Source organism: Flavobacterium fluviale, assembly GCF_003312915.1.
Taxonomy (GTDB): Bacteria; Bacteroidota; Bacteroidia; order Flavobacteriales; family Flavobacteriaceae; genus Flavobacterium; species Flavobacterium fluviale.
This window is the reverse complement of sequence record NZ_CP030261.1, coordinates 4,465,156-4,478,915: the sequence shown is the minus strand read 5'-3', so window position 1 is coordinate 4,478,915 and position 13,760 is coordinate 4,465,156. Positions and strand designations below refer to the sequence as shown.

Sequence of the window (13,760 nt, the reverse complement as noted above, 5' to 3'; positions counted from 1 at the left end):
TTTTATGGTTTTGAAGTTAATAATCTGCTCTTCATCAAAACATCTTTGATTTTAATTTCTGAAGCATAAAAAAGATCAGATTTCGCATTCATCTGATTTTCTAAAATAATTAAACTAATTCCAGAATCAGGAAAATATAAATTAAGAGAAGAAAATCCATCTCCTAAACCTGTGTGTCCCAAATATTTTATGGGTTCATTATCCATAACTCTAATGCCGTAACCGTAACCTTTTTTGTCTTTTCCGAAAACATTATGCTGCGACAAAACATTATATTTAATCATTAATTGATAGGTTTCTGGCTTTAAGATTTTTCCGTTATGAAGTTTATTATTCCAAATTACCAAATCTGATGCCGTAGATACAACTCCGTCTGCGCCTAAACTTTGCGGTGTGATCTGGCTTTGGGTTACTTTTTCTAAAACATTATTTTCATTAAAATATCCTGACACTAAGTTTGGTGTTTTACTTTTATCAAAAGAAAAAGTGTTCTTCATCTCTAGTTTTTGAAAAAGTTCATTTTGTAATGCCGAAACTTTTTTTTGTGCCGAAAACGCAGCAATTTCGCCAAGTAAATTAAAACTCAAATTTCCGTATTTAAAATCGGTTCCAGGTTTAAAAATGAGTGGTTTTTCTAAATCGACAATTCCGTGAGTATGATTTAATAATTGATGAACCGTAACCGAATCTGCCCAAGTCTGTTTAAGATGAGGCAGATATTTTTTAATTGGAGACTGAAGGTCAATTTTTCCCTTTTCAACTTCCAATAAAATTAAAACAGCTGTAATCTGTTTGCTATTGGACATTATTTCGAACTGACTTTCTGGTTTTATAACTTTTTTAGAATCAAAATCAGAATACCCTTTCGCTTTTGAATATAAAGTTTTTCCTTTTTGCGAAATAAGAACAACGCCATTAAAAAGCGGATCAGCGTTCTGAATTAAACTGTCAATACTTTTTTTGTAATCTTCCTTTTTTTGTGCCGTCGAATGACCGCTGGATAAAATAATTAATAAAAATAAAAAAGACGAAAGTTTAAAAAATGAGTTCATTGATGGATTAAAGATTGATGATTAGCGTTTTATTTATTTACAATTAGAATTAAAAGTTAAAAATTAAAGATTAAAAATTTATGATTGACAATTACGGTTACAATTACAATTACAATTACAATTAACCATTAACCATTAACAATTAACAATTAATCTAAAACATTCCATTTTCATTAATAGTTTCTTTAGGAATCGGCTGGCCTAAATCCCAAAGCTCGATGATTTTATCCGATTCAAATTTAAGGATATGAACAACGGCAAAACCAATATCTGCGGGTGTTTGTTTGAGGTGCGAATGTACCGCGACTAATTTTCCGTCTTCTAGTATATGATGAATTTTGAAAATCTTATTTGGATTTGTTCTGGCAGATTCTTCCATGGCAAGCATCAACGTCTCTGCATCACCTTTAAAATGAACATTATGATGCTTGAAATTTTCGCCAACATAAAGTCTAAATGCCTCGTGCGGATGTCCGCTTGCGGCAAGTTTTAAGAAGTTTTCTGCAATTTCTTTCCTAGTCATAATTCGAGATTTAAAAGCAAACTAAGGTAAGAAATTAAGTGTTTAAGATTTAAATAATAATAAGATTATTGGATTTTAAATACGGATTAGTATTAATGATTTTTTTTGATTCTGTGCTAATCCAGAAATTTGGACGGAATAACTTTGTATTGCTTTGTAATCTGGCTTTGCTTGAAATTGCTTTTATATTTTTCATCAAGTCATCAAACAAATTATAAGTTGTGAAAGTGTGGGCATCTACTATAGAATTAAAACTGTCATTTGAAAAACTAACAAATTTTGGATATGTTAGTTCTAATCCAATTGTCCCTTCTTCATTCATATTCGCAACACTTATACTTTCTTTAGTTTTAGAATAGGTGAGATAAAAGGGGCTGATGTTTAGTACAGGTTCTGTCGGTCTGACTAGTTTAAAATCTTTTGAAATTTTTTCTTTTTTATCTCTAATGTTTTCGAAATCTATTTTACTTAGGTCATCAGTAATTGAGATTCTGATTTTACTTTCAAAAAACCATTGTTCTTTCCTTCCTAGTTTGCTTTTTGCAATTATTACCGAATTAAAAAAATCTTCATAACTATTAAAAATAAATTGCTCGTCTGTTTTTTTATAATCAATATAAACTCGAGAATTTGTTATAATGAAATGAAATTTTTGTTCATTGAAAATAGATTCAAATTCTTTAGGAGTAAGTATAAATTTAAATGTATTCCAACCTCTTCCAGCACCTAATCCTCCAAAGTATGACATAATTATAAATTGTAAATTTAATATCAGGTAAATTTATAGTAATTTTATTACTTTTTAACAGAGTTGAATAATTTATTTCGTGGTTAAACTTCTTCTGATTTAATTTTTGTGAGATCAAGCCCCAACTTAGAAAACTCTTTTTCGCCCAATTCTGTAATGTAAAAATGTTTGTCTGAAGGTGATTTTTTAGCAATCCAGTTTTTGTCTGCAAAGTTTTCTAAAAGGAGTTCACCAAGCTTACCGCCAAGATGTTCATAGCATTTTTTGGCAGGTTTTATTGTAGATTTTGTGCTCATTTATTTTCGTCTTTAGTATAACGAATTTATGAAATAAATGAATCGTTTCGATAAATGTTAATTGAAGGATTGTCTAAATTCTAGCGGGGAAATATTCGTTTTGGTTTTAAATAATTTGCTGAAAGACTGCTGATGTTCGAAACCTAATTCAAAAGCAATTTCGCTTATAGATAAGTTTGTGGTCGAAAGTTTTTCTTTTGCTTTTCCTATCAGTTTATTGTGAATGTGGTGCTGCGTGCTTTGTCCGGTAAGATGTTTCAATAAACCGCTCAAATAATTTGGGGAAACATTCAGGCTTTCGGCAATAAAATGCACGGTTGGCAGACCTTTTTTAGACAGGGAATCGTTGTTGAAATAATCCTCAAGTAATTTTTCTAAACGCGCCAGAATCTGATGATTGCTTATTTTTCTTGTAATAAACTGACGGTTATAAAAACGTTCCGAATAAGTAAGCAGTAATTCGATTTGTGCAATAATCACATCTTGACTGAATTTATCAATATTAGATTGATATTCCTGCTGAATATTTTTAATGATATCTATAATCATTTTTTCTTCCCTATCAGAAAGATGCAGCGCTTCATGAACGGCATATCCAAAATATTCATATTGTTTAATCTTCTGCGCAAGCGGTGTATTCCATAAAAAATCAGGATGGATCAATAATGACCATCCTGTATGCTGCATTTCGGAATTTCCTTCTATAGAAAAAACTTGACCCGGCGAAATAAATAACAAAACACCTTCTTTAAAATCATATTCCTGCTGGCCGTAACGCATCTTGGCATTTGCATTTCTTTTGAGTGCAATGGAGTAGAAATCAAGCATAAGGCTTTTTGGTTCATCTTCATTTAAGTATTTTAAATCTTCAAAATTATAAACACTTACAAGAGGATGTTCCGGCTTAGGAAGATTTCTAAATTGATGAAATTCGCTGATACTTTTTATTCGAACGGGTTGTTGATTTGCCATAGTCTAAAGTACTTAATTTTGGTTGTATACAGAAGCGAATTCTTTGGCATATTCAGCCAGTTTTGTTTTTCCTAATTCAGAAGGGCGATTTTTATAATAATCTTCACCTAGTGTACCGTTATAAAGTCCGGCATACATTTCAACTAAACCTTGGGCAATTTTTGGCTGCATCCCAACAGAAATTAATCCGTTTAGGACTTCTTCGTCGCTGATTAACTGCCATTTTAAATCTGGTTTTCCAATAGCATCGCCCAGAATTTTAGCCGTTTCATCGCCGGTTAATTCTTCACTAGAAACATAACGAATTTTTCTTCCGTCAAGCGTAGTTGTGATTTCTTCTGCAATAGCGCTGGCAATATCGTTTGGAGAAACCCACGGAATCAATTGATCTCCTCCGTAATTTGCTGCAATGAATCCTTGGTTTTTCATCATCGGAATATACGCCAGCAAGTTGTAATAAAATGAAGTTGGACGCATAAACGTAATCGAAACATCTGAAAGTTTATTCAGAACCGCTTCAATCTCGTTATAACGCTGGATAATTCCAGAATTCTGTTCTAAATGTGCCCCAATACTGCTCAGAAAAACAACACGTTTTACGCCAGATTGTTGGATAGCCTCGGCGTAATTATTTCCTATTTTTCGTGTAAACGCATCCAAATCAAGATTCGGATCAAAATAATTCGCTCGAGGAATCATACAATAAACGGCATCTGCTCCAGTAAAAGTTTCGGTTAAAAAACTCAAATCTTCTACAGAACCAATTGCTGCCGATGCACCCAATTTTTCAATTTCTTCTTGTCTTGCATAGCTGCTTGCAATTACCGTAACGGAATGTCCTTTTTGTACTAAAGCTATAGTTAAAGGCTTGCTGATGTTCCCTAAAGAACCTGTGATTATAATTTTCATAATTCTATTTTTTGATGATACAAAGTTGCGAAGCATCTATCGAAGAGATGTAGTCAAATCTATTATTGATGTAGTCTAAAATAGAATTATGAAATTGTGTTTTTATTTTTCAGATAATTTCTTTTCGTTTTCGGTTTGTGGTTTTCCGCTTGCGTTTGGAGTTCCTTTTCCAGTTTCAATTAGATTTTTAAGACTCTTTTGAATATAATTTGTCCAAGAATCACGGCATATTTCGAAGCATTCGTATGTGGGAACTAAGCCAAAGTGCGTAAAAGTCAGTTCCGTTTTTCCGTTTTCTTCTGCGATTTCAAAAGTTGGTTTTGTGCCCGTCCATTCGGTTTTATCTTCTGTGAATTTAAAATAGTTTTGCTCAATCAGCCAGACTATTTTTTCATTTTTAATAACTTCAACCAGTTTTATTTTGCATCGATGAATATCTTCATAATGATAATTAAATTGGTCATTAAGTTCTTCGGTTTTTCCCTCAATTTCTTCAGACCACCAGCCTCTAACATTTTGTACAGCTTTAAAAACTTCTTCTGGAGATTGATCTACTATTATTTTTGTAGTAAAACTTTGTGTGCTCATTTTTAGTGATTTATAAATTAGTAAAAAGTAAATTTACAATCTATAAATCAATTAGTTGAGGTGTTTAAAAGACAATTTTACGGCTTGTTTCGGACAAGTAGGGGCGGATTTTAGATTTTAGATTTTAGATTGAATTTTGAATTATTCTGTTTTACTTTTTCTAAAAATTCCAATTAATAGATTGATAATATAAATTGGAGTTGCAACAAAAACAATCAAAAGTAACTCAGAAACTAAAACTATATTTACACTTTGAGAGTCATCAAACAATGGAAAATTGGGATCGATTTGTGTTCTTCGATTAAAGAAGAAAATAATCCAATAAAGAAGAAAGCTTCCCATCAAAATAATAGAATGAACTAGAGTCAAGAATCGTACGAGTTTTTTTTTGAATAGCTTTTGCACGATCCAGTATCCAGCCCCCATTAAAAAGAAACAAACCGAAATAAAAATAGTGGAATCAAAATTCGACATAACATAATAAGTATCATGTATATTAATGTCAAAAAAAACTTTTGGATTATTATTTTGTACAATTCCAATCATTATAATTAGTACAGCAACAATCCAGAACAAGAGGTAAACTTTTATTTTTTTTAGGTTCATTTTTATTTAATTGAATATATTTATTAATTACAAAAATTTTTAATCTTTTCGACGATTTTTCCAATCTCATGAAAGTGCTTTTCGATCACATTTTCCAAGTCCAAAGTACCGCCTAGAATAATCATTTCCTTATTTTTAAAACGTTTTCCAAGTCGGTCTTCCAGCATTACTTTTTCCATGCTTTGTGCAATTTCGATTTCATGTAAAAAATCATTTGGATGTCCGGCTGTGCAGATTACAAGTCCAAGCGGAATAGTTTTCATCTTTCTTGAAATTTCATTTTGGCCGTACGCATATCCAACAGAATAAACGCGGTCAAACCAGCCTTTTAGTTTGGCAGGACAATCGCTCCACCAAACAGGATAAAGAAAAATAATGCAGTCTGCTCGTTCTATTTTTTCTTGTTCACTCCAAACATCTGCCGAAATCGGAAGCTCTGTCCTTCCAAAACCTTCACGTTCGTATTCTTCTTCAGACATATCACTGTTGAAATTGGAAGCGTATAAATCGGAAATTTCTACATTCCATTTTTCAACAGCCAAAACAGATTTTAATTTTTCCAAAACCTGAAACGTGTACGATTTTTTGCTTGGATGTGCGTAAACAATTAAAATATTCATTTTTAAATTATTTAGATTTACGACCTTTTTTAATAGGATAAATTTGTACGAACATACAAATAAAATCCAAAAAACGATCTACTTTATTCTTCCGAAAATTCTAAAATATCTCCGGGCTGGCAGTCCAATACCTTACAGATTGCTTCAAGCGTGCTAAAACGAATGGCTTTTGCTTTTCCTGTTTTTAAAATCGAAAGATTAGATAACGTCAAATCTACTTTTTCGGAAAGTTCGTTTAATGACATTTTTCTTTTTGCCATCATCACATCTAAATTTACTATTATGGGCATAATTTTTCGTTTAAATAGTTAAGTCGATTTCAGATTGAATTTCGATTCCTCTTTTAAAAATCTGTCCAATTACAAATAGAATGATTGACATAAATATCCAGACACTCCCGCCTTCCAGATTTAAAGTTTCCAAATTTGGAACTTGAACTCCCGACGCTGTCAGCCAAGTGTTGAATTTTGCCGCCCAAAGAGAAAACAAACCGATTCCAAACGATAAATAAGCCAAATAAAAAATAAAACGCCCCATTTCTGAAGTGAAAGGCTGTGTAATATTTAGTTTCTTTTCGTGCAGCATTTTTACAATTAAATAAAACATAATCGCTTTTAAAATAGCTACTATACTCATAAAAATCATTTCCTGAATATAATAACTCGGACTGAAATTGTAAAGATCCAGTAAATTGAGAAAACGCGCGTTGTACGAATTTATAGTCATGGTATAAGTTCCGTTAAATAAATAAATACCAGCTTCTACGCATAAACCAATAAAAATAATCCAAGACAAAATATTTAATATTTTGAGGATTTGTGCTGTTCCAATTTTAATTTCCATTGTAAATTAGATTAAAAGTTATGCTGCTAAAATAATAAATATTTATTGATAAACAATAAAAATATAATTTTTATCAAAAAAAAATCCAGTAGAAAAAACCTACTGGAGTTGTTGTTTTATTTTTTAGAAGCAGGACTTTAGTTTTCCAAAAGACCACTTGTCCCGCTGTCCACTATATCTTTTTTGGCAGACAATAGGAGTGGAGAGCCAAAAAAGGATGCCGTTTCCATCGGGGCTAAAAGAGAAATTTAATTTTTCATAAGAGCAAAATTTGAAAAAAATTATCGAATTGCTTTTCTTTCGTTTTCCAGCATTTTTTCGATATTAAAGTAAATACCGTCAACATTGTAAGCACCTTTTTCAAAACTTAGATAATCGCAGTTGTCGACAAGAGACTGACCTTTCGATTCGATTTCGAAAACGTTCAAAAGAACATATTCGTGTTCGACCAGTAAAACATGAAAACCAGTTTCGCATTTTTTTCCATCACCAGAAGATAAAATCACATTCATGATACTGTGAAATTTGAAAGAAGTTATTTTAGATGAAGCTTCGTCGCCCTTTAAATGGTAAATATAAGAGAGGTAATTAAGTTGTTTGAGGTCAAATGGAAATTCACTTAAAGAATGATTGATTAATTTAATAATCTCATCATAATCTGCGTTTTCAAGTTTTTCCTTTCCGAATAATTCGTTTAGTTTTTTCTCATCCGGCGATTTCCAAAACGCATTGTATTTGGGCTGAAAAACATAACCAAGATATAAATGACGGTATTCATCATGCGATAATAAAGTGTCATTTTTCGTCAGCCTTTCCATTAACTTGGGATAAAAGAATTGAGAATTCTTATCAGTAATTTCTTTTTCGATTGCTTTATAATCTGGAATTGTGAAAGCAAGTTCTTGAGAATAGGTTTGAATTCCCAAGCAAAAAATTAGGAGAAGAAAAATTTGTTTCAGCATGATTAGAAGGTTTTAGGTTGTAGTTCTGATCTTACTAAAATACAAATTAATTTAATGCAAAATCTTGTTTTGAAAGCAATGCGTACAGGATACGAACGGCATCCTTTTTTGAAAGTCCCGAGGCTTCTGGAGCCATAAAAGATATAGCGGACAGCCTGACCAAGAGAGATACGCCCATATTATGCTTCATTATCTGTAATCCACTTTCCTTTTTCTTTGGCAATATCAATTAGTTTTTGACCGTGTTCTGTCATTAAATTTTGCTGAATCATTCGTTCGGCTCTTTCGATATTGGGTTTGCTCCATTTACTGGTTTTTGGATTTCGGGGCGAGAAGGTAAGATAGTAACTTTCGGCATCGCGTTTTTTGCAAAGACTATCGATCCAGCCAAAACAAAGCGCTTCTTCTGTGGCTTCGATTAAACTAACACTCTGCGTTTTACTTTTTTTGTGGTAGAGAATAAGCCAAACCGATTTTTCAATCTGACTGTTTTGCTCGAGCCATTTGCGCCAGTCTTGTCTGGTTGCGGCGTAAACGGCTAATTTTCCATCTTTCGTTTCCATAACTTAATTTTTATTTTTCAAAGGTAAAATGACCTTGTGACAACAGTATGTCAATAATAAAATTAATATTAAAAAATTGAAAAAGAACGAGTTGTGTTGTTATTTGAACATGTATTAATAAGGTTTGTCCAGTAACCGAATAAGAACGCCTTTGCGTTTTATGAGGTTTTTATAATCCCACTGAATTTCTTTGCTTTTTGCCAGCCAGCGTTTCAAATCGTCTTTGTTGATTTGGTCAGGGCTTGTGTAGCGAATTTCTGCGGCTTTAAATGAACCTTCGGTTTGCAGTTTTTCTTCATCAAAAGACTGCCCGCTCCAAAAAAGCAATCTCACAGAACCTTTTAGTTTACTGTAGCCCGCGATCGGATTTCCATCTAAAAACCAAACTGGATGTGCATGCCAGATTTTGCTTTCGGTTTCAGGCAGAAAATGGTTAATTTCGGCACTTAAAATATTGCATATCTTTTGATTCTCTTCGCTTTGCGAATCGTTGTATGCCTGAATTTCTTGGTTCATAATTTAAAGTTTAGGTGGTTAAACAATTTCTCTTGGCGATTGAAACAAAATATAGCAGCCATGTTCAGAATGTCCTTTTTCTTTTTCTATAAATCCGTTTCTTTTATAAAATTCAACGGCTTTTATATTGTTTTCCAGACACTTTAAAGTTACGGCAGATTTCGTTACATCAATAGCAGCTTTTAATAATTCTGTTCCAATTTTTTTGCCTTGATGCTTTTCGTCCACATACAAATGATGTATAAAATTATTCGGCACCCAGATTGAAATAAAACCAACGGGAATATCATTTATAATTGCAGCGAGAATGTATTCGCCCTGCGTAAGTTTTTCAAAATCGTCTAATTGAAATTCGGACGTATCCAGCCATGAAAAAGTTTTTATTCTTTCGTTTAAGAATAATTTTTTTAAAATTGGATAATCTTTATTTTGGACTTCAACTATTTGCATAAAAGATTTACGATTTATTGATTTTTATACTTTCTGAAATTAAAGAACCTTCCTTTGTAAAACCTTGAATTGAAAATAAGTAACCTTGAATTTGAGGATCTGTTTTAACTTTAAGAAAAATCTCTCCATTATTATTTGTTTGTAAATCCGGTTTCCAGTCAATTTCTGTCCAATTGCTGTATTTATCTGTGTTGAAAGCATAAATTGGCGAATAATATTTTTTCTCTTTATCAAATCCGTCCGTAATGATATATTGATTAAAAAGTTCGACGATGTCATTCTTATAGTTTTGTGTTGTAAAAACCTGAAAAATTTTGTTTCCTCTAACCGGCTGAAGCATAATGTTTTCGATATCGCTCATTTGTAATGAAACGCCCGAGAGTTCGCCAGATGTAATGTATCTGCCATCAATATACAAGGCTGCTTCTTTATCTATTCCAGTTTCCAAATAAGTTTCCTGACCTTTCCAATTAACCATTTTCACATCCTGATCAAAACTCAAAAAATACATTAAATCTTTATTCTTAAAATGTTCAGCAATTTCCAGATCAAAATATTTTCCAATATCAAACACCAGTGGTTTGTATTTATTTATAAGCTTTTTGCGGTCGGTATATCTTTTGTTTTTGGCTGTAACGGTTATTTCCTGTAGTTTTATAGAACCTGAGACATACAGATCATTCCATAAGTCCTCGTTTAAAATAGTCGTCTGTTTGTGGCTGTTTTGAATTTTAAAATTAATATCCGATGCATTATTTAATGTATCAAAGTGAATTTTTTCTGGTTTTACAGCTTCGTTCTGATTGTTTACAAATGAAATTTTAACGGCATCTCCTTTATAAATGAGCAGATTATTAAAGCTGAAATCTTTTTTTCCGTTCAAGAAAATTTTATCAATAATTACATTATCTGGTGTTAAAAGCGCCAGCTGATTGGCAGGCAGAGATGATACATTTCCCTTTAGTTTAAATCCCGCTTCAAAATCATATTTGTACACCGGATTTAGCGCAGCAATCATCTCTTTTAATGAAAATTGAGTCCAGCCCTGCGTTAATAAAAGTAAGTCTAAGTACTCCTTTCGCTTCTCGTTTTTTGTATTAAAATAATAGGCAGGATTTTCAATATAGCCTTTTATGTAAGGAGATAGCAGGAAAGCACTTTTAATGCTATTAGTCTCTGTATAATTTGATGAATTTAGAGGTAAAATTGACGTGCTCAAATTTGCATTTATGCTCTTGTCCAGCTGAGAAATTTTTAGCTTATAGCTTATGGAATCGTTTTCAGTTTTTGTTTTTTCTAATGCTAAGATTGGTTCCGTTTCCTTTTCTATATAAAATTTTCTTTCTGCAATTGGCTGATTATCTTTAAAAAGGGTAATCGTATTAATTCCATTGAAGAAATTTTTTTTGTCGATTTCTAAACTTAATGATTCTGGATTTTGAATTTCGAGATAATCTATAATATTATTTTTTTGATGAAATAAGAGTTTGTAACGGTTGTTTCTTAATGCATCTGCAGAGTTCTTGTTTGTCTTAAGATTGAGTTTAATATGCTCAGCGGCGTTATTATCGAGATTTAAAAGAATACCATTTTGCTGTGCTGCAGGAAGTTTTATCTTTATTATAGTGTCATTTATAGTGACAATGGCAGTATATGTTTCGTTGGGTTCATAGAAAAAATTACACTTAGTCATTCCTAGATACTGACTTTTAAAACTGGCAACTTCCTGATTTTTTGTATTTGTGATTCTGCCAGAATAATCAATTCCTTTTCCATTCAATAATGATTTCACGCCAATTGTATTCTCAACATTTTCTAATAAATAGCCTCCTTCAGGAAAAAATTGAACATCGTAATTTTTTTTTGAAGTGGTTTGTTTTACGGAAGTATTATTCAAAATATTTATTTCTTGGACGAAGGTATTTTGATCACCAAAATTTCGCATATAATTTGTAGCGGCCTCGAGATAATAAACTCCCGTTTTTAGAGTATCGTTTAGTACAAGTTGTCCTTTTCCTGTTCCTTTATGAATAAAAATCTGCTGGCTTTGAATTTTTGTGCCTTTTCCATCAAAAAGATTTACATTCAGACGTGTTGTTTTTAGCGAAGGTTTATTGGAATTATCACCAACATAAGCTTTAAACCAGACAACGTCATCAATGAAATAAGAGGTTTTATTGGTGTGAAGAAATACTTTTTCAAAGTACAATGGATTTTTTTGAAGCGGCTCAATTACGCTGTCAAGAAATGATTCTTTTTGTAAAAAAGAAATTTCTTGATTTTTTACTGCATTTGTCTGCGAACATACAATGCCGTAAAAACATATCGTAATTATAAATGTGATAAACTTCAATTTCATTGGAAAAGTTCTTCTTAAATATTCGAGTGCTGCTTAAATGATTTATTTTTTGAACAAATTAAAAGTACTGCTTAAGTTGTTTACAAAATCTTTTGTGTATTGTCCTGTTTCGTCTAAGTCGGGATCTAAAATAGTTATCTCTAGTCCGCTTAATTTTTCACTTTGAAATAGGAGGGCGGTAAGATTATTAAATTCATCATACGTTAACCCGTCTGGAGTTCTACTGTCTACACACGGCATTATCGAATCGTTTAGAACGTCAACATCAATGTGAAGCCAAAAACCGTCGAGTTTTTTATTTTCAACATCCGAAAGAAAAGATTGAATACAATTGCTGATGCCTTTTTTTCGGAGTTCGTTCAGGCTGATATACACCGCAGCAGAATTTCGAATTTCATTTTCATACTCCTCATCATATTCCCGATTGCCAACGCACCAAAGATTTTCTTCTTTGATATAAGGCGAAAGATTCAGAATATTGGTTAGTTTTTCGTGACCGTTTCCAGTAACTATTGACGTCGCCATGCCGCCAGCGCCTCCAGTTTCAGACAAGGAAATATCCATAAAATCTGTATGACCGTCAAGATAAAATAAGCCATAATTTCCTTTCTGTTTTAAAGCTATTGCAGTTCCTAAAAGAATACTGCAGTCGCCTCCCAAAATAAATGGGAATTTATTTGCGCTAATCAAATTATTGATCAAATAAGCCTGTTCTCTGGCGTAAGTAACAAGTGAATCTGCATTTAAAATTTTAGTCTCGGGATCTTTTACGCTGGAGTATTTCGGCGGATCGAGTCTAATTATATTATCTACTTTAAGTGCTTTATGCAGATTGTTTTTCCATAACCAGTCGGGTAAGCGATTTACGCCTGGTTCTTTACCTGGCTTTGGTTCCTTTAATCCTAAATTAGAAGTAAATTCAACAATGCAGATTTCTTTCATGACTTTACTATTTAGACCTAAAGTTATTAAAATAATTGCCTTTTGAATGTTTTTTAACAAACCAAAAGAAATCAATCCGACTTGTTTCTGCAAATCGGATTGATCATTTTTAAATTCTAATAGATCTTAATCTTTTCGATTTAAATCGGTAATTAATAAAGGATTGTTTTCTTTTAGTTTATTGACCAATTCTTCGACTGTTCCCGGATTTGCTTTGATATGCTCATATTCTGCCGAAGTAATTCCTACTATTTGTAAAAACGAAACTTCGCCGTGAGGAGTCTGCTTTTTTTCGACTTCTGGGTCGTTTACAATAAGCAGTGCTGTAATATCAGTATCAGTATCCAGACGAATCGGTCCGTTTGCAGGCATGTAGTGAAATTCTTCAAACCAGTTACCGCTGTTAAAAACATATTTGGCAATATTTTGAAGTAATGCCACTGCCCAGCTTGGATTGCCGTTATCGGCTTCAAATGGTTTTAATCTAAAAGTAAGTTCGAAACCCCATTTGCTAAATTCTCCGTCTACTTTTTCTTCGTTATAATACAATTCTGAAAAACCGTAAGTGATAAAATGATAATGATGTTCCTGCTTTTGACTTTCGTAATAACTCACACCATCCAGCGGACTATCACCACCGAGCATATAGCTGAGCGCAGGCGCAAAATGTTTGGGTTCCTGACCTGGATAAAGCTGGTCAAATTCTTTATCGATTTCTAACCAGCCCACTGCATCATCTTCCGTAAATTGTTTTTTATATTCTTCTAAATTCATATGTATCGTTTTCTAGTTTAAAGTGTATACAATATAT

At 32.4% G+C, this 13,760-nt stretch carries 18 protein-coding genes; all 18 read right to left on the bottom strand.

The window, feature by feature from the left end; genetic code table 11:
* Positions 1 to 2: 2 nt before the first annotated feature.
* On the bottom strand, positions 3 to 1,052 hold the full coding sequence (locus HYN86_RS19310) for a serine hydrolase domain-containing protein (RefSeq protein ID WP_113679525.1): 1,050 nt from the start codon (positions 1,050 to 1,052) through the stop codon (positions 3 to 5).
* A gap of 154 nt (positions 1,053 to 1,206) precedes the next feature.
* Entirely contained in the window at positions 1,207 to 1,575 is a 369-nt protein-coding gene (locus tag HYN86_RS19305) for a nuclear transport factor 2 family protein (protein WP_113679524.1), read from the bottom strand.
* A 49-nt stretch (positions 1,576 to 1,624) separates the two neighbouring features.
* Positions 1,625 to 2,323: a hypothetical protein gene (locus HYN86_RS19300; protein ID WP_113679523.1), complete on the bottom strand. Its 699-nt coding sequence runs from the start codon at positions 2,321 to 2,323 to the stop codon at positions 1,625 to 1,627.
* 83 nt (positions 2,324 to 2,406) lie between these two features.
* The gene (locus tag HYN86_RS19295) at positions 2,407 to 2,619 is read right to left on the bottom strand and encodes an ArsR family transcriptional regulator (protein WP_113679522.1); all 213 of its coding nucleotides are present in this window, start codon (positions 2,617 to 2,619) and stop codon (positions 2,407 to 2,409) included.
* A gap of 57 nt (positions 2,620 to 2,676) precedes the next feature.
* Complete coding sequence (locus HYN86_RS19290; RefSeq protein WP_113679521.1) at positions 2,677 to 3,591, bottom strand: helix-turn-helix domain-containing protein; 915 nt, start codon at positions 3,589 to 3,591, stop codon at positions 2,677 to 2,679.
* 12 nt (positions 3,592 to 3,603) lie between these two features.
* The gene (locus HYN86_RS19285; protein ID WP_113679520.1) at positions 3,604 to 4,500 is read right to left on the bottom strand and encodes an NmrA family NAD(P)-binding protein; all 897 of its coding nucleotides are present in this window, start codon (positions 4,498 to 4,500) and stop codon (positions 3,604 to 3,606) included.
* Between the two features lie 102 nt (positions 4,501 to 4,602).
* On the bottom strand, positions 4,603 to 5,088 hold the full coding sequence (locus HYN86_RS19280; protein ID WP_113679519.1) for an SRPBCC family protein: 486 nt from the start codon (positions 5,086 to 5,088) through the stop codon (positions 4,603 to 4,605).
* A 141-nt stretch (positions 5,089 to 5,229) separates the two neighbouring features.
* Positions 5,230 to 5,694, bottom strand: coding sequence for a heme-copper oxidase family protein (locus tag HYN86_RS19275; protein WP_113679518.1), 465 nt, complete (start codon positions 5,692 to 5,694; stop codon positions 5,230 to 5,232).
* A gap of 23 nt (positions 5,695 to 5,717) precedes the next feature.
* On the bottom strand, positions 5,718 to 6,314 hold the full coding sequence (locus HYN86_RS19270; RefSeq protein ID WP_113679517.1) for an NAD(P)H-dependent oxidoreductase: 597 nt from the start codon (positions 6,312 to 6,314) through the stop codon (positions 5,718 to 5,720).
* Between the two features lie 83 nt (positions 6,315 to 6,397).
* Positions 6,398 to 6,604 carry a helix-turn-helix domain-containing protein gene (locus tag HYN86_RS19265; protein WP_057116634.1) on the bottom strand — a complete coding sequence of 69 codons (207 nt, stop codon included), beginning with the start codon at positions 6,602 to 6,604 and terminating at the stop codon, positions 6,398 to 6,400.
* Positions 6,605 to 6,614: 10 nt separating this feature from the next.
* The gene (locus HYN86_RS19260) at positions 6,615 to 7,157 is read right to left on the bottom strand and encodes a DUF2975 domain-containing protein (protein ID WP_113679516.1); all 543 of its coding nucleotides are present in this window, start codon (positions 7,155 to 7,157) and stop codon (positions 6,615 to 6,617) included.
* Positions 7,158 to 7,438: 281 nt separating this feature from the next.
* Entirely contained in the window at positions 7,439 to 8,119 is a 681-nt protein-coding gene (locus HYN86_RS19255; protein WP_230406395.1) for a DUF4919 domain-containing protein, read from the bottom strand.
* 179 nt (positions 8,120 to 8,298) lie between these two features.
* Positions 8,299 to 8,682, bottom strand: a complete 384-nt coding sequence (locus tag HYN86_RS19250) for a YdeI/OmpD-associated family protein (RefSeq protein WP_113679515.1) — start codon at positions 8,680 to 8,682, stop codon at positions 8,299 to 8,301.
* A gap of 114 nt (positions 8,683 to 8,796) precedes the next feature.
* On the bottom strand, positions 8,797 to 9,198 hold the full coding sequence (locus HYN86_RS19245) for a DUF1801 domain-containing protein (RefSeq protein WP_113679514.1): 402 nt from the start codon (positions 9,196 to 9,198) through the stop codon (positions 8,797 to 8,799).
* 18 nt (positions 9,199 to 9,216) lie between these two features.
* A complete protein-coding gene (locus HYN86_RS19240; RefSeq protein WP_113679513.1) occupies positions 9,217 to 9,648 on the bottom strand; it encodes a GNAT family N-acetyltransferase in 432 nt (143 codons plus the stop codon).
* Positions 9,649 to 9,655: 7 nt separating this feature from the next.
* Complete coding sequence (locus tag HYN86_RS19235; protein WP_113679512.1) at positions 9,656 to 12,007, bottom strand: hypothetical protein; 2,352 nt, start codon at positions 12,005 to 12,007, stop codon at positions 9,656 to 9,658.
* Positions 12,008 to 12,049: 42 nt separating this feature from the next.
* A complete protein-coding gene (locus HYN86_RS19230) occupies positions 12,050 to 12,949 on the bottom strand; it encodes an arginase family protein (RefSeq protein ID WP_113680006.1) in 900 nt (299 codons plus the stop codon).
* Between the two features lie 126 nt (positions 12,950 to 13,075).
* On the bottom strand, positions 13,076 to 13,723 hold the full coding sequence (locus HYN86_RS19225; protein ID WP_113679511.1) for a suppressor of fused domain protein: 648 nt from the start codon (positions 13,721 to 13,723) through the stop codon (positions 13,076 to 13,078).
* Positions 13,724 to 13,760: the final 37 nt, after the last annotated feature.